The following is an 18,340-nucleotide window of genomic DNA, read 5'->3' as shown; positions in this document are numbered from 1 at the left end:
CGGGCCGATCGGCGACAAGACATCCCCCTAGGCCGAGGCCGAACGGGACGCCTCCGAAGCCGCCCGCGGCTCGTCCTCGGCGCCCGGCCGGATGGCGGCCAGGTCGCGGTCGCGGGTCTCCTTCGCCGCGCCGACCGCCACCACCGTGAGCAGCGCCGCCGCGATGACGTACAGGGAGATCGGGCCGGAGCTGTCGTAGTCGGCGAGCAGCGCGGTGGCGATCAGCGGGGCGGGCGCCCCGGCCGCGACCGAGGAGAACTGGGCGCCGATCGAGGCGCCCGAGTACCGCATCCGCGTCGCGAACATCTCCGAGAAGAAGGCCGCCTGGGGCGCGTACATCGCACCGTGGAAGACCAGCCCGACCGTGACCGCGAGGACCAGCGCCCCGAAGTCCTCGGTGTCGATGAGCGCGAAGAAGGGGAACGCCCACGCGCCGACGCCCACGGCGCCCAGCAGATAGACCGGACGGCGGCCGACGCGGTCCGAGAGCGCGCCCCAGGCCGGGATGGTCGCGAAGTGCACGGCGGAGGCGATGAGTACGGCGTTCAGCGCGGTCTGCTTGCCGAGGCCCACATGGTCGGAGGTGGCGTAGACGAGGACGAAGGCCGTGAGCACGTAGTAGCTGATGTTCTCCGCCATCCGGGCGCCCATCGCGACCAGGACGTCCCGCCAGTGATGGCGCATCACGGCCACCAGCGGCATCTTCTCCGCCACATCCGCGCTCTTTCGCGCCTCGGCCTGGGCCAGCGCGGCCTTGAAGACCGGTGATTCATCGACAGAAAGACGAATCCACAAGCCGACCAGCACCAGCACACCGGAGAGCAGGAACGGCACCCGCCACCCCCAGGACTCGAAGGCCGACTCGGAGAGCAGCCCGGTCAGCGCGGACAGCACCCCGGTGGCCAGCAACTGCCCGGCGGGGGCGCCGGTCTGCGGCCAGGACGCCCAGAATCCGCGCCGCCGCGCGTCCCCGTGCTCGGACACCAGCAGCACCGCGCCGCCCCATTCGCCGCCGAGCGCGAAGCCCTGCACCAGCCGCAGCGCGGTGAGCAGTACGGGCGCGGCCGAGCCGACGGTGGCGTGCGTCGGCAGCAGGCCGATCGCACAGGTCGCCCCGCCCATCAGCAGCAGGCTCAGGATCAGCAGCTTCTTACGGCCGAGCCGGTCGCCGTAGTGCCCGAACACCAGGGCGCCGATGGGCCGGGCGGCGAAGCCGACGGCGTACGTCAGGAACGACAGCAGGGTGCCGACGAGCGGGTCGGAGCCGGGGAAGAAGAGCTTGTTGAACACGAGCGCGGCGGCCGACCCGTAGAGGAAGAAGTCGTACCACTCGATGGTGGTGCCGATGAGGCTCGCCGCGACGATGCGGCGCAGCGATCCGGGGCTGGTCGGAGGAGCCATGGTTACCACTTCCGAGCGGGTGCGGGGACGGGTTCGTGTGCCACACCGTAGAAATGCGCATGTCAGCTCGGATATGTACGGGGGCTACACACTTCGGCCGTCCGCTGCGGGCGCCGCACCCATGCGAACGGGCCCGGGGGCTTTCGCCGCCCCGGGCCCGTCCGCGTCCGCTCAGACCTTGCGGTAGTCGTACGCCTCCGCGGCCGCTCCGGCGACCGTGTCCACGTCCGCGCCCGTGGAGGCGGTGACCACGGCCGCCACCGCGCCCTCCACCAGCGGCGCGTCCACCAGCCGGGAGCCCTCCGGCAGCTCGTCCTCCTCGGCCAGCAGCGCCTTGACGGTCAGTACGGCGCTGCCGAGGTCGACCAGTATGGCCACCCCCGCGCCCTGGTCGACCGCGTACGCCGCGTCGCGTATCAGCTCCTCGCTGGTGCCGAATCCGCCGTCCGGGGTGCCGCCCGCGGCGCGCACGGGCGCGGTGCCGCCACCGGCCAGCGCGGTGGCCAGCCGGGCGACCGACTCGGCGACCTCCCCGCTGTGCGACACGACCACGACGCCGACCAGCTTCTCGTCGCTGCCTCCGGTGACACTGTCATCGGTCATCGGACGGCCTCCGCCAGCGCCGTGACGATGAGCGCGGACGAGGTGGCGCCGGGGTCCTGGTGGCCGACGCTGCGTTCGCCCAGGTAGCTGGCCCGGCCCTTGCGCGCGAGCATCGGTACGGTGGCCAGCGCGCCCTTGTCGGCGGCCTCGCCCGCCGCGGTGAACGACGCGGTGTCGCCGCCCAGCGCCTCCACCGCGGGGAGCAGCGCGTCCAGCATGGTCTTGTCGCCGGGCGCGGCGCCACCGAGCTGGGCCACCGCGTCCACCCCGGCCCGCAGCGCGTCCGCCAGCTGCTGGGGCGTGACCTCCGCCGCGTCCCCCAGCGCCTTGCCCGCGCGCCGCAGCAGCGTCCCGTACAGCGGCCCGGAGGCGCCGCCCACCTTCGAGATCAGCTGGCGCCCGGCCAGGATGAGCGCGGCACCGGGCGACCCCGGCGGCTCCTTCTCCAGCGCGTCCGTCACGGCCGTGAAACCGCGCTGCATGTTGATGCCGTGGTCGGCATCGCCGATGGCGGAGTCCAGCTCGGTGAGCCGGGGCGCCTCGCGGTGCACGGCCTCGGCCGCGGCGGTGAGCCAGCGTTGGAAGAAAGAGGTGTCGAGCGCGTGTTCGACTGCGGATTCACTGCTGGACACAGACGCCTCCTCATGACGGTAACCGACGGCGACAGCGTACGTATCGGGATGAGCGGTGAGGTGGTCCGGGTCAGCAGCCCCAGCGCAGCCCGGCGGTCCGTACAGGCGCGTCCCACAGCCGCAGCAGGTCCTCGTCGACCTGGCACAGAGTGACCGAGGCGCCCGCCATGTCGAGTGATGTGACGTAGTTGCCGACGAGCGTACGTGCCACCGCCACCCGGCGCTCGCCGAGCACCCGGTGCACCTCGGCGGCGAAGCCGTACAGCTCCAGCTGCGGGGTCGCCCCCATTCCGTTGACGAGGACGAGCACCGGACTGTCGGGGCGCAGGTCCTCCAGCACCGCGTCCACCGCGTAGTCGGCGATCTCGCGCGAGGTCATCATGGCCCGCCGCTCGCGCCCCGGCTCGCCGTGGATGCCCACGCCCAACTCCAGCTCCCCGGCGGGCAGATCGAAGGTGGGGCCGCCCTTGGCGGGCGTCGTGCAGGGGGCCAGCGCCACGCCGAAGCTGCGCGAGGACGCGTTGACCCGGCGGGCGATCGCCTCCACCCGCTCCAGCGGCGCGCCCTCCTCGGCCGCCGCGCCCGCGATCTTCTCCACGAACAGCGTCGCGCCGGTGCCGCGCCGCCCCGCGGTGAAAGTGCTGTCGGCCACCGCCACATCGTCGTCGACGAGCACCTTGGCGACCTGGATGCCCTCGTCCTCGGCCAGCTCGGCCGCCATGTCGAAGTTGAGCACGTCGCCGGTGTAGTTCTTGACGATGAACAGCACGCCCTTGCCGCTGTCCACGGCGGCCGCCGCGCGCACCATCTGGTCGGGCACGGGGGAGGTGAAGACCTCGCCGGGGCAGGCCGCGTCGAGCATGCCGGGCCCGACGAACCCGCCGTGCAACGGCTCGTGGCCGGAGCCGCCGCCGGAGAGCAGGGCCACCTTGTCGGGCACTGGCGCGTCCCGCCGGACGATCACCCGGTTCTCGACATCCACTGTCAGTTCGGGATGGGAGGCGGCCAGTCCGCGCAGTGCGTCGGCGACCACGGTTTCGGCCACATTGATGAGCATCTTCATGGGAGCGTTCGTCCTCCACCGGATGGGAGCTGTGCACCGCTGCAACAGCGTACGGATCCGGCGCGGTCATGGCACCCCTGGGGCACTGAGCCGAACAGCCTAATAAGCCGAAAAAGGTACATAGACATCATATGGTGCGCGCATGGAGAACACTGCCGCACCGGCGGCCGCCGCCGCGCGCCCGCGCCCGCATCCACCCCAGCCGCCGCGCCGTCGGCGCCGCGCGCCGTGGCTCGCGGTGGTGGCCGCCGGCTATGCGGCGGTCCAGCTCGCCGTGGTCGTCCCGCACGTCGGACACGCGCTGGGCTGGGACGAGTCCGTGTACGTCTCCCAGGTGGACCCGCGCACCCCGGCCGCGTACTTCAGCGCGCCGCGCTCCCGCGGCATCAGCATGCTGGTCTCCCCGGTGGTGGCCGCCACGTCCTCCATCACGGTGCTCCGGGTCCTCCTCGCGGTGCTTTCCGCGGGCGCGCTCTACGCCGCCTTCCGCGTCTGGAACAGGTTGCTGCCCCGCGGCCCCGTGGCGCTCGCCGCGCTGCTCTTCGCCGGGCTGTGGATCACCACGATCAGCGGTCCCGCCGTGATGCCCAACCTCTGGGTCGCGCTCGGCGCGGTGGCCGCCGTTGGCTGGTTCCTGCGCCTGCCCACCGAACGCAACGCCCGCTGGTGGCTCGCCGCCCTCGTCGCCGGGGTCACGCTCGTCCGCACCCCCGACGGCGGCTGGCTGGCCCTTCCGCTGCTGGCCGTCGCCCTCCGGCTGCGGACCTGGCGGCCCGCCCTGCCCCCGCTCGTCGGCGGGCTCCTGCTCGGCGCCGCGCAGTGGATCGGCGAGGCGTACGACCGCTTCGGCGGCATCGGCGGGCGGCTCGACGTCTCCAGCGAGGTCGAGGGCGGCATGGGCCTCCACTTCGCCGTGGGCGCCGCGCTGCGCAGTCTCAACGGGCCGCAGCTGTGCCGCCCGTGCGAGGTGCCGCTGCGCCATCCGGAGCTGACCCTGTGGTGGCTCTCGCTGCCGCTGCTGACCCTCGCCGCCGTCGCCCTCGTGCTGCGGGACCGTCACGCACGGCGGACCCGGGTGCGCGTCGGGCTCGGACGGCCGTACGCACTCCAGGAACCCGGTGTGCCGGTCATCGTGCTGCCCATCGTCTGCGCGGCCGCCCTCGCCGTCCCCTATCTGCTGCTTATCGACTACTCCGCGCCGCGCTTCCTGATGCCCTCCTACGCGTTACTCGCCCTGCCCATCGCCACGCTCGGCTTCCGCGCCGTACGCGACGCGCGCTCGCCCCGCCACATGGCCACCGCGCTCGGGATCGTCGTCCTGCTCCACCTGGGCAGCCAGCTCGCCGTCCTCACCCACACCTCGACGGTGTCCGAGAAGACCACCGGGCGCTACCGCACCGCCGCCGACGGGCTGAAGCGGCTGGGGCTGCGGCCGCCGTGCCTGGTGGCCGGTGACCGGGCCCTGCCCGTCGCGTACCACGCGGGCTGCGGCTCCGCCCAGACCAGCGGCAACAACCGCTCCACCTCCGTGTCCGGGCTGCTGCGGCGGGCCGGACACGAGCCCACCGCGCTGCTCGTCCGGCGCGACCACGGCGCCCGGCCGCCGTCGTACGCCCGCGCCTGGATCGGGTTTCCGCTGCCCGGGACGTCGTGGAACGCCTATCTGCCGCCGCATCAGGCGCGCCAAGTGGCCTCGCGCGGCGCGGGGGAGTCTCTTCAGTCTTCCCAGAAAACCGGACAGAAGACGTCGGATAATCCCGCGAGCATGGGTGCCATGACGACGCATCCGATCACCAGCTGGGCCGGATTCCAGGCGACGGAGCCCGGCTTCGCCACGGCCGCGCAGGAGCGCTTCGCGCGCTACCGCACCCATGTCCTGGCCACGGTGCGCCAGGACGGCTCCCCGCGGCTGACGCCGCTGGAGGTCAACTTCCGCTTCGGGGAACTGTGGCTCGGCATGATGCCCGACTCCCGCAAGGCCCTCGACCTGCGCCGCGACCAGCGCTTCTCGATCCAGGCCAACCCCGGCCCCGACACCGGCACCCCCGGTGGCGATGTCCGGGTCAGCGGCCGGGCCGTCGAGGTGACCGACCCGGAGTCGCTCGCCCGCTTCGCCGCCGAGGTCCATCCGCCCGAGCCCTTCCACCTCTTCCGCGCCGAGGTGACCGAGGTCGTGCACACCGAGGTCGAGGGGGCCGACCTGGTCCTGCGGACCTGGCGCCCGGGCGCGCCGGTACAGGTCGTACGGCGCGGCACGGACGACAGCCCGCCCCGGGTGGACGAGTCGGGCTGAGCGCCGCCCTCGCCGCTCCACGGCCCTTCCGAATTTTTGGAACGCGTTCTACCGTGCCCCTCGATCCCAGGACGCTCCCCGACCGCCGTCGTGGCGCACGCGAGACTCCAGGAGGGGCCGTGGACCTCGAATACACCCCTGAGCAGCGGCAGTTACGAGCCGAGCTGCGCACCTACTTCGCCGAGCTGGTCCCCGACGACGCGTACGCCCGCTACGCCGACCCCGCCGGGCAGAAGCGGTTCTACCGCGAGACCATCCGCCGCCTCGGCACCGACGGCTGGCTGGGCGTGGGCTGGCCCAAGGAGTACGGCGGGCGGGGGCTGGGCCCGGTCGAACAGTTCATCTTCTTCGACGAGGCCGCCCAGGCGGGCGTACCGCTGCCGCTGATGGCGCTCAATACGGTCGGACCCACGCTCATGCGCTACGGCACCGGCGAGCAGAAGCGGTACTTCCTGCCGCGCGTCCTCTCCGGCGAGATCGACTTCGCGATCGGCTACAGCGAGCCCGACGCCGGAACCGACCTCGCCGCCCTGAAGACCCGCGCCGTACGCGACGGCGACGACTACGTGGTCAACGGCCAGAAGACCTGGACCACCAACGGGGACACCGCCGACTGGGTCTGGCTCGCCGTCCGCACCGACCCCGACGCCCCGCCCCACAAGGGCATCAGCATCCTGCTCGTACCGACCACCGACCCCGGCTACTCCTGCACCGTCATCACCACCCTCGCCTCCCACGACACCACCGCCAGCTACTACGAGAACATCCGCGTCCCGGCCACCCGCCGCGTCGGCGCCGAGAACGAGGGCTGGCGGATGATCACCACCCAGCTCAACTACGAACGCGTCACCCTCGCCGCCCACGGCACCATGGCCATCCGCGCCCTGCGCGGCGTCCGGCAGTGGGCCGCCGACACCAAGCTCCCGGACGGCCGCCGGGTCATCGACCTGGCCTGGGTACGCGCCCGGCTGGCCCGCACCCACGCCCGGCTGGACGCCATGAAGCTGCTCAACTGGCAGATGGTGGACGCCCTCCAGCGCGACACCCTCACCCCGCACGACGCCTCCGCCGTCAAGGTCTACGGCTCCGAGGCGCGCCGCGACGCCTACGCCTGGCTCATGGAGATCGTCGGCGCCGCGGGCCCCCTCAAGGAGGGCTCGGCGGGCGCGGTCCTCCACGGCGAACTGGAGCGCGGCTACCGCAGCAGCGTCGTCTTCACCTTCGGCGGCGGCAACAACGAAATCCAGCGGGAGATCATCTCCTGGATCGGCCTGGGAATGCCGCGGGTGCGCCGCTGACCCGCTGCGACACCGTGTGACGAAGATTTATAGTCGGCACAAAAGAGGCATAGTTTGGCATCAAGATCATCGTCAGTTTCTCAGAGGTGACGGAGCGTCATCTCGATGCCCGCCGAGGCGGCACGCGCGACCGCGTTCATGTTGACGTGCTCGACGCAGACCTCGGTCACCAGACGGGCTACGGCTTCCAGCAAGCACGCTCGGTCGCGCACGGAGTACATGCGTTAGCGGAGGGCGGTGCGGCTGAGCTCATGGTCTTTCTCGAACGTAGCGGCGTGGCTTGGGCGTCACGCGGGTCGTAGTACGTCCAGCTGTTGTTCGAATGGTACGAGGGCGGTGTCGTCGGTCGCCCGGGTGGCAGCCCCTGTGCGTTGGCGCAGCGCGTGTTCCAGTGCGAGTGAGTGCCGTGCTGTCCCGCCGGTGGCCGCGGCCAGTAGGGCCTTAGCGGTGAGGGTGTCATTGTCGATGACGTCGAAGAACGACTCGAAGAGCCCGCTGTACGAGGCCGAGAAGACCGGGGTGACGGCGATCAGCCCGTCCGCCGAGGTGACCGCCTCGACGGCTTCCGCCAGGGAGGACGACCGTGAGGTGCAGCGGCTCAACAGGGTTCGCGTTCACTCCACCGTCTCCTCGGAAATCTCGGAGTCCTCGCGGGACTGCGTGGCGCGCTGGGCGAGCAGGGAGGCGTGGGTGGGGGCCTCCGGAACGTGGCTGGGGCGTGCGGAGGCGAACTCCTTGCGCGGTACGGGAAGGACCCTCGCCGAGCAGGGGACGCGGCCGGGTAGTACGCGGGGACCGGCTGGGCGGCGGCGTGAGCCTGCGGGTGAGCGTCGGGCGCCCCGGCTCTAGCCTGACCGCAGGAGGTGGTTGGCCATGGCGGCGGCCGGACAGGGGCAGGGCATACCGGACCCGGGGCTGTACGGCCCGGAGTCCGTGACATGGCAGATGCATGGCGACCCGATGATGTGGATCGCCGGGGTCCGCGCGCTCTACCTTCAGGCCCTGCATCCGCTCGCGGTGGGCGGCGTCATCCAGAACTCCGACTTCCGCCAGGACGCCTGGGGCCGCCTGCTGCGCACCGCGCGGTTCGTCGCGACCATCACCTACGGCACCACCGAGGCCGCGGAGCGGGCCGGTGCGCGGGTGCGGGGCATTCACCGCAGGCTCTCGGTGACCGATCCCGGCAGCGGCGCCCGGCACGCCGTGGACGAGCCCGCCCTGCTGCTGTGGGTGCACTGCGCCGAGGTCGCCTCGTACCTCCACGTCGTACGCCGCTCCGGCTACCCCCTCACCGACGCCCAGGCGGACGGCTATGTGGCCGAGAACCGGGAATCCGCCCGACTGGTCGGGCTCGACCCGGCCGGTGTCCCGGCCGATACGGCGGAGCTGCGCGCGTACTTCGCGGCCGTACGCCCCGAACTCGCCGCCACCCCCGGGGCCCGCGAGGTCGACGCCTTTCTGCGCAGGCCCCCGGTCCAGGCCCTGCTTGTCCCGGCGCGCGACATGATCTGGGGGTGCTTCGCCGCACTGGCCTACGCCTCCCTGCCGCCATACGCCCACGCGCTGTACGGACGCCCCGCACCCGACCCCGCCACCGTCACCCGCCGGCTGCGGGCGACGGGCCGGGTGCTGCGGCGCATCCCGGCCACGGTGCGCTGGCAGCTGCCGCCGAAGCACATCCTGCGGGCGGTGGAGAGGCTGGGCCCGGGTACCCGTCCCTCGCCCCGCACCCTCCTCCGCGCCGCGGCCCTACCGGAGGCGGCCGTACCGGACCGGGCCGGGTAGCCGCGGCGATCACCGCGTGCTAATCCAGAGGGCATGCCTCACAGCGATGCCACCGATGCCACCGATGCCAGCGCCGCCTACGACGTCGTCATCGTCGGCGGCGGCCACAACGCCCTGGTCGCCGCCGCCTATCTGGGCCGGGCGGGACGCAGCGTGCGGGTGCTGGAGCGGCTCGGCCACACCGGCGGCGCGGCCGTGTCCACGCGGCCCTTTGCCGGGGTGGACGCCCGGCTCTCGCGCTATTCGTACCTGGTCAGCCTGTTGCCCCGGCGCATCGTCGACGACCTGGGCCTGCGGTTCGCGGTCCGCAAGCGGTCCGTCTCCTCCTACACCCCCACCGTCCGGGGCGGGCGGCCGACCGGGCTGCTGGTGGAGACCGGCGCCGGGGCCCGGACGCGGGAGGCGTTCGCGCGGCTGACCGGCGGGGAGCGGGAGTACGCGGCCTGGGAGCGGTTCTACGGGATGACCGGGCGGGTCGCCGGGCGGGTGTTCCCGACGCTGACCGAGCCGCTGCCCGACCGGGCGGAGCTGCGGGCCCGGATCGGGGACGACGCGGCGTGGGAGGCGCTGTTCGAGCGGCCGCTGGGGGAGGCGGTCGAGGCCGCGTTCGAGGACGACCTGGTGCGGGGCGTGGTGCTCACCGACGCGCTGATCGGCACCTTCGCGTCCGCCCATGACCCCTCGCTGGCGCAGAACCGCTGCTTCCTCTACCACGTCATCGGCGGCGGCACCGGCGACTGGGACGTACCCGTCGGCGGCATGGGCGCGTTCACCGACGCGCTCGCGCAGGCCGCCCAGCTGGCGGGGGCGCGGATCGCGACCGGCTGCGAGGTGACGGGGATCGCCACCGACGGGACGTCGGCCGAGGTGCGTTACGAGGACCGGGACGGTGAGCACGTCGTGGGCGCCCGCCATGTGCTGGTCGGGGCCGCCCCGCGCGAGCTGGCGCGGCTGCTCGGCGAGGAGCCGCCCGCCCCGCCCGCCGAGGGCGCGCAGCTGAAGGTGAACATGCTGCTGCGGCGGCTGCCCGCGCTGCGGGACCCCGAGGCGGACCCGCGCGAGGCGTTCGCCGGGACGTTCCACATCGCCGAGGGCTACGGCGACTTGGAGACGGCGTACCGGCAGGCCGCCGCGGGGGAGCTGCCGCGGCGGCCGCCGTCGGAGATCTACTGCCACTCGCTGACCGACCCGTCGATCCTCGGCCCGGACCTGGCCGCGCGGGGCTACCAGACCCTGACCCTGTTCGGGCTGCACACTCCCGCCCGGCTGTTCACCGAGGACCCCGAGGGGGCCCGCGAGACCCTGCTGAGGGACACCCTCGCCCAGCTCGACGCCCATCTCGCCGAGCCGATCGCCGACTGCCTCGCGTACGACGCCGACGGCAGGCCGTGCGTCGAGGCGAAGAGCCCGCTGGACCTGGACCGCGAACTGCGCCTGCCGGGCGGGAACATCTTCCACCGCGAGCTGGCCTTCCCGTACGCCCGGGAGGGCACCGGCCGCTGGGGCGTGGAGACGCGCCACGCCAACGTGCTGCTGTGCGGCGCGGGCGCGGTGCGCGGCGGCGGGGTCAGCGGGATCCCCGGCCACAACGCGGCGATGGCGGTGCTGGGGGAGTAGCCCGGAGCAGCCCGGAGCAGCCCCAAAAAATCTGACGGGACGTCAGAAAAACTCTTCCGCTCCCCGCCCCCCTGCGGCATCCTGCCCCGCATGGAGACGGAGCTGAGCACAAGGCTGGGTGTCGAGCACGCCATCTTCGGCTTCACGCCGTTCCCCGCCGTGGCCGCGGCGATCACCCGCGCGGGCGGGTTCGGCGTGCTCGGCGCGGTCCGCTACGCCGCGGGCGAGGACCTCGCGCGCGACCTGGACTGGATGCAGGAGCACACCGACGGCAAACCGTACGGCCTCGACGTCGTGATGCCCGCGAAGAAGGTCGAGGGGGTGAGCGAGGCCGACATCGAGGCGATGATCCCCCAGGAGCACCGCGCGTTCGTCCAGGAGACGCTGGCCAAGCACGGGGTGCCCGAACTGGCCGAGGGCGAGGCGTCCGGCTGGCGGATCACCGGCTGGCTGGAGCAGGTCGCCCGCAGCCAGCTCGACGTCGCGTTCGACTACCCCGTCAAGCTGCTGGCCAACGCGCTCGGCTCGCCGCCCGCCGACGTCGTCGCCCGCGCCCACGACCACGGCATCCTCGTCGCCGCGCTGGCGGGCAGCGCCCGCCACGCCCGCCACCACAAGGACGCGGGCCTGGACGTCGTCGTGGCCCAGGGCTACGAGGCGGGCGGCCACACCGGCGAGATCGCCTCCATGGTGCTCACCCCCGAGGTCGTCGAGGCCGTCGACCCGCTGCCCGTGCTCGCCGCGGGCGGCATCGGCAGCGGCGAACAGATCGCCGCCGGGCTCGCGCTCGGCGCCCAGGGGGTGTGGCTCGGCTCGGTCTGGCTCACCACCGAGGAGGCCGAGCTGCATTCGGCCGCGCTCACCGCCAAGCTCCTCGCCGCCGGATCCGGCGACACCGTGCGCTCCCGCGCCCTCACCGGCAAGCCCGCCCGCCAGCTGCGCACCGTGTGGACGGACGCCTGGGACGACCCGCAGGGGCCGGGGACGCTGCCGATGCCGCTCCAGGGGCTGCTGGTCGCCGAGGCCGTCTCGCGCATCCAGAAGTACGAGGTCGAGCCGCTGCTCGGCACGCCGGTCGGGCAGATCGTCGGCCGGATGAACTCCACCCGCAGCGTGCAGGCCGTCTTCGACGACCTGACCAGGGGCTTCGAACGAGCCATCGACCGCGTCAACCGCATCGCCGGACGGCTCCAGGGAGACCACCGATGACCGCCACGACCAGCGACCCGGCCCCCACGGCCATCCCCGTCGGCTTCTGGGCCCAGGCCGGACACGAACCCGACCGCGTCGTCCTCGTCGCGCCCGACGGCGAGGAGTGGACCGCCGCCCGGCTGCACGCCGCCTGCAACCAGCTCGTCGGCGGGCTGCGCGCCGCCGGGCTCCGGCGCGGCGACGCCTTCGCCGTCGTCCTCCCCAACGGGGTCGAGTTCTTCACCGCCGCGCTCGCCGCCACCCAGGCCGGGTTCTACCTCGTGCCCGTCAACCACCACCTGGTCGGCCCCGAGATCGCCTGGATCGTCTCCGACTCCGGCGCCAAGGTGCTGATCGCCCACGAACGCTTCGGCGCCCAGGCCACCCTGGCCGCCGACGAGGCCGGGCTGCCCGCCACCCACCGCTACGCGGTCGGCGACGTTGAGGGCTTCCGCCCGTACGCCGAACTCCTCCGGGGACAGTCGGCGGACCCGCCCGCCGACCGCGAACTGGGCTGGGTCATGAACTACACCTCCGGTACGACGGGACGCCCGCGCGGCATCCGGCGCCCGCTGACCGGAAAGCTCCCCGAGGAAAGCCATCTCGGCGGCTTCCTGCGCTTCTTCGGCATCCGGCCCCGCGCCGAGGAGCCCGACCACATCCACCTGGTGTGCTCACCGCTCTACCACACGGCCGTCCTGCAGTTCGCGTCCTCGTCCCTGCACATCGGCCACCCCCTGGTGCTCATGGACAAGTGGACGCCCCAGGAGATGCTGCGGCTCATCGACGCCCACCGCTGCACCCACACCCACATGGTGCCCACCCAGTTCCACCGGCTGCTCGCCCTCCCCGAGGAGTTACGGGCGTCCTACGACGTCTCCTCGATGCGCCACGCCATCCACGGCGCCGCGCCCTGCCCGGACCACGTCAAACGCGCCATGATCGACTGGTGGGGCCGCTGCGTCGAGGAGTACTACGCGGCGAGCGAGGGCGGCGGCGCCTTCGCCACCGCCGAGGACTGGCTGAAGAAGCCGGGAACGGTCGGCAAGCCCTGGCCCATCAGCGAACTCGCCATCTTCGACGACGACGGACAGCAGCTGCCGCCCGGTGAACTCGGCACCGTCTACATGAAGATGAGCACCGGCGGCTTCAGCTACCACAAGGACGCGGGCAAGACCCGCAAGAACCGCATCGGGGACTACTTCACCGTCGGCGACCTCGGCCTCCTCGACGACGACGGCTATCTCTACCTCCGCGACCGCAAGATCGACATGATCATCTCGGGCGGGGTCAACATCTACCCGGCCGAGATCGAGTCCGCGCTGCTCACCCACCCCGCCGTCGCCGACGCCGCCGCCTTCGGCATCCCGCACGACGACTGGGGCGAGCAGGTCAAGGCGGTCGTGGAACCCGCCGCGGGCCACACCCCAGGACCGGAGCTGGCGGCCGCCATCCTCGACCACTGCACGGAGCGGCTCGCGGGCTACAAGCGACCCAAGTCCGTCGACTTCATCGCGGAGATGCCCCGCGACCCCAACGGCAAGCTCTACAAGCGGCGACTCCGGGAGCCCTACTGGGACGGGCATGAGCGACCCGTGTGACGGGGGTGACGTCAGCCGTTCCGGCCTTATCCTCGGCCGTATGCACACACTTGACAGTGTCGAGGTGGACGGGGTCGAGCTGACGTACCGGGTGTGGGGCGCCGCGGGCGACCCGCCCGTCCTGCTGCTGCACGGCCTCGGCGAGGACGGCGTCGACTGGCTCGCCATCGCGCGCCGCCTCGCCCCGGGCCGCCGGGTGTACGCGCTGGACCTGCGCGGCCACGGATCCAGCGACTGGCCGGGGGAGTACGCCCTGGAGCTGCTGCGGGACGAGGTCGCCGGGTTCCTCGCGGCGGTCGGGCTGGAGCGCGTCACGCTCATCGGGCACTCCTACGGCGGCATCGTCGCCTACCTCGTCGCCCAGCGCTTCCCGCATCTGACGGAGCGGCTGGTGATCGAGGACGCCCCGCCGCTGCTGCCCCAGGACCCGCCGCTGGAGGTGCCGCCGCGCCCGGCCGGGCGGCTGGCCTTCGACTGGGCGGTGAAGACGCAGTTCACCCAGGCGCGCAACGCCCCCGACCCCCGCTGGACCGAGGGGCTTTCGGCGATCACCGCGCCCACCCTGGTGATAGGCGGCGGCCCGGCCAGCCACATCCCGCAGGAGCTGCTGGCCGATATGGCGGAGCGCATACCCGACTGCCGCCTGGTCACCATCGACGCGGGCCACTGCGTCCACCAGAACCGCCCCGAGGAGTTCCTCGACGCGCTGGGGGCGTTCCTGGAAGGGTGACCTCAAAGGGGCGGCGGGCTCCAGCGGGCGAAGTCCGGTCGCCCCCAGGGCAGTCCGGCGCGCTCACAGCCGTGCCGCAGCTCCCGGACGCCGGGCACGTCCGTGCTCTCCTTACGGATGACCTGGCCCGACGGCGACCATACGTACAGCGCCCGCTCCCCGTTGTCGTACGCCTCCACGGCGATGCCGCCGATCGCCGCGCGGGCGTGGCTCCACCGCGTACCGCCCTTGCCGCCGCGCCCCGCGAGCCGGATGCCGTCCGGGCCGAGGACGACACCGGGGCGGCGCAGATCGTGCACCCACCCGGCCAGCGCCCCGACCGCCATGCCCACCGGCAGCCCCCAGGCCAGCCAGGACATTCCGCCGCCCACCAGGTGACGCAGCTTGAAGCCGAGGACCCCGGCCAGCACCGCCCCGGCGGTCACCCCGCCGAGGTAGTACCAGAGGCGGGTGGCGGCGGGCAGGGGCACGATCACCGGGCCGCCCCCGGCGGGGACCGGCGGCGGGAGCGGGGCCTGCGGCGCGGCCGGGGCGGGGTGTGCCGCGCCCGGGTGTGCCGCGCCCGTCGCCAGGGAGGCGTGGGCGGTCGAGGCGTACGCGTCGTACCGCGGGGCCCGCGGGGCGGGCGGATGGCCGACGGCGCGGGGGCCGCCGCCGTCCGGTGCGTTCTCGTCCTCGATGACGCGGTAGCCGCACGAACGCACCACCGCCAGCAGCTCGACGGGCGGAATCCGCCCGGCATGGGCGGTGCCGAGCAGCGACAGATCGTGCCCGTAGAACTGGAGCACCACCGAGTTCCGCGTGGTGCCGGTGGGCGTCTCCTCGGTGCCCCACTGCGGGACGATCGCGGCGATCCGGTCGGCGGGCAGCTCGGTGGTGCCGAACCACGGGTCGTACGCCGTGATCCCGCGCGGGCCGACGCTCCACCGCACCCCGGGGTTCCGCAGGACGCGCCAGGACGAGCCCGCCGTCCACACGAGCACCAGCACGGCGAGCGCGTTGATGACCGCCACCCGCCCCGGGACCGCCCCGTCCGACGGCACGGCGGCCACGCCGAGCGCGACCAGCCCCATCAGCAGCGGCACCAGACGGCCGGTGAACTGCCGCCGCCGCTCCTCGCGTCCGGGCCGCACCAGCTCCACGGTGTCCGTCGCCGGGGCGGGCGGCGGACCCTCGGCCGCGGCGGCGAGCAGGGCCGCCTCGCGCCGGGCGAACCCCGCCTCCCAGTGCGCCGCGAGACCCGGCACCGAGCCCTTCCCGTCGGCCAGCCGCAGCGGCAGACCGGCCCGGCGGAAGGCGAGATGGAACGGGAACGGCGACATCCGCAGGCCCGTGGCGCCGGTGGCGCTCAGGGTGCCGATGGCGGACGCCCCGTAGTCCATCGGCATCCGCACGGCCAGATCGGGCACGGTGAGGACGAGCGGCTGCGCGGACGTGGACAGATGCGTCGCCACATTGCGCGTGCCGCGCAGCCGGTGCAGCCCCAGCCCCGTCACCCGCCACCGGGCGCGCGGCGACAGCCGCGCCACGGCCGCGCCCAGGGCGTACGCGCCGAGCGCCACCGCGAAGGGGACCAGCACCCGCAGCAGCGGGTCGTCGGCGAGGGCGTACGCGACCCCGGCGGCGGCCGGGGCGACGAGCGGCGGCAGCCACCCGGGCGCGAACACCCGGCGCCGCGGGGCGCTCTCCAGCAGCGAAGGCGGATGCGGTGACTGCGGCATGTGGTGGCGCTCCCCGTTGCGCGATGCGGTCGATGACCGTGAACGAGCCCACATCGTGCCAGAGCCCTCCGGGCCGTACGCTCCCGGTGGGCGATCAGCGCCCGCGCCGCCGAGAGAAGGGGTCCCGCCGTGCGACCGACCGATGTCCTGCGCCCTGTCCTCATCGCCGCCACGGCCACCGCCGTACTGGCCGCCGGAGCCGGGGGAGCCGTGGCAGCCCCCGCGTCGCCGTCGCACGGCCAACTGCGGCCGCTGGCCGGGCTGTCCGCCGACCGGCTGCTGGTCGCGGACCAGGTCGCCGCCGCCAAGTGGGGCACCGACAGCCCGATCGACGACCCGGCCCGGGAGAAGCAGGTGCTGGACGCGGTCGCGGAGCAGGCCCGGGAGGTCGGCGGCGACCCCGTGGCGACCTCGAAGATCTTCCGCGACCAGATCGAGGCGAGCAAGGTCGTCCAGCGCGGCCTGTACCGGCGGTGGCAGGCCGACCCGTCCTCGGCGCCCACCGAGCGCCCCGACCTCGCCAAGGTCCGGCTGGAGATCAACCGGATCAACGGTGAACTGGTCCGGGCCATCGCGGACACCGAGGACGCCCGTACCGCCCCCTCGTGCCCGGGACGGCTGCTCGCCGGGGCCCTGGCCACCGGCCACGAGAAGCGGCTGGACGGGCTGCACGCGGTGGCGCTGACCCGCGCGCTGCCGTCGGTGTGCGACGTGCCCTAGGCGCTGTCCCCGGCCGCGACCGCGCGGGCCCAGCGGTAGTCCGCCTTGCCGCTGGGGGAGCGCTGGATGTGGTCGGTGAAGACGACCGTACGGGGAATCTTGTACCCGGCCAGCCGGGTGCGGCAGTGGTCCCGCACCGCGTCGGCCGTCAGCGTCCCGGCCCCCTCCCGGGGCTGGACGACGGCCGCGACCCGGTTGCCCCAGCGCGCGTCAGGGACGCCCGCCACCAGTGCGTCGTACACGTCCGGATGGGCCTTCAGGGCCTGTTCGACCTCCTCCGGGTACACCTTCTCGCCACCGGTGTTGATGCACTGGGAGCCCCGGCCGAGGACAGTGATCACGCCGCCCTCGTCCACCGTCCCCATGTCGCCGAGGAGCACCCAGCGCTCGCCGTCCGCCTCGAAGAAGGTCTCCGCGGACTTCTTCGGGTCGTTGTAGTAGCCGAGCGGCACATGGCCGCGCTGGGCGATCCGGCCCGGTTCGCCGGGCGCGACGGGCCGGTGGGTCGCCGGGTCGACGACGGCCGTACGGTCGTTGACGCGCACCCGGAAGCCCCGCTCGGGGCCGGAGTCCTCGGTGGCGGTGCCGTTGAACCCGGACTCCGAGGAGCCGAAGTTGTTGAGCAGCAGGGTGTGCGGCGAGAGGGCGGCGAACTGGGCGCGCACCGTGTCCGAGAGGATCGCCCCCGAGCTGCTGACGCTGAGCAGCGGGGAGAGGTCGATGTCCTTCAGCGGGCCGGTGAGGGCGTCCACCAGGGGCCGCATCATCGCGTCGCCGACCAGGGACACCGTGCTGACCTTCTCCTTCTCGACCGTCCTCAGCACCTCTTCGGGCACGAACTTCCGGTGGAGGACCACCTTCTGGCCGAAGTTGAGGCCGATGAAGGCCGTGAGGGTCGAGGTGCCGTGCATCAGCGGCGCGGTGGGGAAGAAGACCAGGCCGTCGCCGGAGGCCGCCACCCGCTCGGCCAGCTCCTCGGGGCGGCCGACCGGGACGCCGGTCGGCGCGCCGCCGCCGAGCCCGGAGAAGAACAGGTCCTCCTGCCGCCACACCACGCCCTTGGGCATGCCGGTGGTGCCGCCGGTGTAGATGATGAAGCGGTCGTCCGGGGAGCGCGGCGCGAAGCCGCGCCCGTCCGATCCCGACGCCTCGGCCTCGGCGAACGGGACGGCACCGGGCGCCCCCTCCCCGGTGCCGACCTGGACGAGATGGCGCAGGGCGTCCGTACGCGGGAGCGCCGCGGCCACCCGGTCGCCGAACTCGGCGTCGTAGACCAGAGCGGTCAGATCGGCGTCGCGGTAGAGATAGACCAGCTCGTCTTCCACATAGCGGTAGTTGACGTTCACCGGCACGGCCCGGATCTTCAGGCAGGCGAGCACGGTCTGCAGATACTCGACGCCGTTGCAGAGGTGGAGCCCCACATGCTCGCCCGGCGCGACCCCGCTGTCCCGCAGGTGGTGGGCGAGCCGGTTGGCGGCGGCGTCGAGCCGGGCGTAGCTCAGCCGCCGCTCGGCACCGGTGCCCGGGTGGTCGGCGTACACCAGCGCTTCTCTGTCGGGCACGGTGTCCACGATCGACTCGAACAGGTCGGCAAGGTTGTACTCCACGGCTCCTCCTGACCTGGCATCGGGCGGGCTCGGCGCTCATGACAGCACCGCGGGGGAGAGGTGGGAAGGGCCGTGGCC

Annotated in this window: 14 protein-coding genes and 1 pseudogene; 8 read left to right on the top strand and 7 right to left on the bottom strand. The window is 73.3% G+C overall.

What is annotated here, in order from left to right; translation table 11 throughout:
* Positions 1 to 27: 27 nt before the first annotated feature.
* From ACZ59A_RS39705 to dhaK, 4 genes are all read right to left on the bottom strand, one after another.
* Complete coding sequence (locus ACZ59A_RS39705; RefSeq protein WP_470969320.1) at positions 28 to 1,401, bottom strand: MFS transporter; 1,374 nt, start codon at positions 1,399 to 1,401, stop codon at positions 28 to 30.
* 171 nt (positions 1,402 to 1,572) lie between these two features.
* The gene (locus ACZ59A_RS39700; RefSeq protein WP_470969317.1) at positions 1,573 to 2,004 is read right to left on the bottom strand and encodes a PTS-dependent dihydroxyacetone kinase phosphotransferase subunit DhaM; all 432 of its coding nucleotides are present in this window, start codon (positions 2,002 to 2,004) and stop codon (positions 1,573 to 1,575) included.
* On the bottom strand, positions 2,001 to 2,636 hold the full coding sequence (gene dhaL / locus ACZ59A_RS39695) for a dihydroxyacetone kinase subunit DhaL (RefSeq protein ID WP_470969315.1): 636 nt from the start codon (positions 2,634 to 2,636) through the stop codon (positions 2,001 to 2,003). Before dhaL ends, ACZ59A_RS39700 begins: the two co-directional genes overlap by 4 nt.
* Before the next feature lie 70 nt (positions 2,637 to 2,706).
* Positions 2,707 to 3,699, bottom strand: coding sequence for a dihydroxyacetone kinase subunit DhaK (dhaK, locus tag ACZ59A_RS39690; protein ID WP_470969312.1), 993 nt, complete (start codon positions 3,697 to 3,699; stop codon positions 2,707 to 2,709).
* Positions 3,700 to 3,841: 142 nt separating this feature from the next.
* On the opposite strand from dhaK, the gene ACZ59A_RS39685 reads away from it, so the two are divergent.
* Positions 3,842 to 5,992 carry a pyridoxamine 5'-phosphate oxidase family protein gene (locus ACZ59A_RS39685; protein ID WP_470969309.1) on the top strand — a complete coding sequence of 717 codons (2,151 nt, stop codon included), beginning with the start codon at positions 3,842 to 3,844 and terminating at the stop codon, positions 5,990 to 5,992.
* A gap of 119 nt (positions 5,993 to 6,111) precedes the next feature.
* Entirely contained in the window at positions 6,112 to 7,290 is a 1,179-nt protein-coding gene (locus tag ACZ59A_RS39680; protein WP_470969307.1) for an acyl-CoA dehydrogenase family protein, read from the top strand.
* Between the two features lie 287 nt (positions 7,291 to 7,577).
* Here ACZ59A_RS39680 and ACZ59A_RS39675 read toward each other — a convergent pair.
* Positions 7,578 to 7,871, bottom strand: a pseudogene (locus ACZ59A_RS39675) (NAD(P)H-dependent oxidoreductase); the annotation flags it as partial.
* A 292-nt stretch (positions 7,872 to 8,163) separates the two neighbouring features.
* Here ACZ59A_RS39675 and ACZ59A_RS39670 point away from each other — a divergent pair.
* The 5 genes from ACZ59A_RS39670 to ACZ59A_RS39650 all read left to right on the top strand — a co-directional run bounded on the left by ACZ59A_RS39670 (position 8,164) and on the right by ACZ59A_RS39650 (position 14,214).
* On the top strand, positions 8,164 to 9,075 hold the full coding sequence (locus ACZ59A_RS39670) for an oxygenase MpaB family protein (protein WP_470969304.1): 912 nt from the start codon (positions 8,164 to 8,166) through the stop codon (positions 9,073 to 9,075).
* A 33-nt stretch (positions 9,076 to 9,108) separates the two neighbouring features.
* Entirely contained in the window at positions 9,109 to 10,692 is a 1,584-nt protein-coding gene (locus tag ACZ59A_RS39665) for a phytoene desaturase family protein (RefSeq protein ID WP_470969302.1), read from the top strand.
* Between the two features lie 90 nt (positions 10,693 to 10,782).
* Positions 10,783 to 11,901: a nitronate monooxygenase gene (locus tag ACZ59A_RS39660; protein ID WP_468053351.1), complete on the top strand. Its 1,119-nt coding sequence runs from the start codon at positions 10,783 to 10,785 to the stop codon at positions 11,899 to 11,901.
* Positions 11,898 to 13,484 (top strand): acyl-CoA synthetase, encoded by a 1,587-nt coding sequence (locus ACZ59A_RS39655; protein WP_470969299.1) that lies wholly within the window; start codon positions 11,898 to 11,900, stop codon positions 13,482 to 13,484. The genes ACZ59A_RS39660 and ACZ59A_RS39655 overlap by 4 nt, the downstream gene beginning before the upstream one ends.
* A 40-nt stretch (positions 13,485 to 13,524) precedes the next feature.
* A complete protein-coding gene (locus ACZ59A_RS39650) occupies positions 13,525 to 14,214 on the top strand; it encodes an alpha/beta fold hydrolase (RefSeq protein WP_470969297.1) in 690 nt (229 codons plus the stop codon).
* A gap of 2 nt (positions 14,215 to 14,216) precedes the next feature.
* On the opposite strand, the gene ACZ59A_RS39645 is transcribed toward ACZ59A_RS39650, so the two are convergent.
* On the bottom strand, positions 14,217 to 15,935 hold the full coding sequence (locus ACZ59A_RS39645) for a hypothetical protein (RefSeq protein WP_470969295.1): 1,719 nt from the start codon (positions 15,933 to 15,935) through the stop codon (positions 14,217 to 14,219).
* Positions 15,936 to 16,064: 129 nt separating this feature from the next.
* Here ACZ59A_RS39645 and ACZ59A_RS39640 point away from each other — a divergent pair, with 129 nt between their 5' ends.
* On the top strand, positions 16,065 to 16,655 hold the full coding sequence (locus ACZ59A_RS39640; protein ID WP_470969292.1) for a chorismate mutase: 591 nt from the start codon (positions 16,065 to 16,067) through the stop codon (positions 16,653 to 16,655).
* Here ACZ59A_RS39640 and ACZ59A_RS39635 read toward each other — a convergent pair.
* Positions 16,652 to 18,262: an acyl-CoA synthetase gene (locus ACZ59A_RS39635; protein WP_470969290.1), complete on the bottom strand. Its 1,611-nt coding sequence runs from the start codon at positions 18,260 to 18,262 to the stop codon at positions 16,652 to 16,654. The two genes, ACZ59A_RS39640 and ACZ59A_RS39635, sit on opposite strands and share 4 nt — an antisense overlap.
* Positions 18,263 to 18,340: the final 78 nt, after the last annotated feature.

The organism is Streptomyces sp. NPDC040405, assembly GCF_055595765.1.
This window is presented reverse-complemented; position numbering and strand designations above follow the sequence as displayed.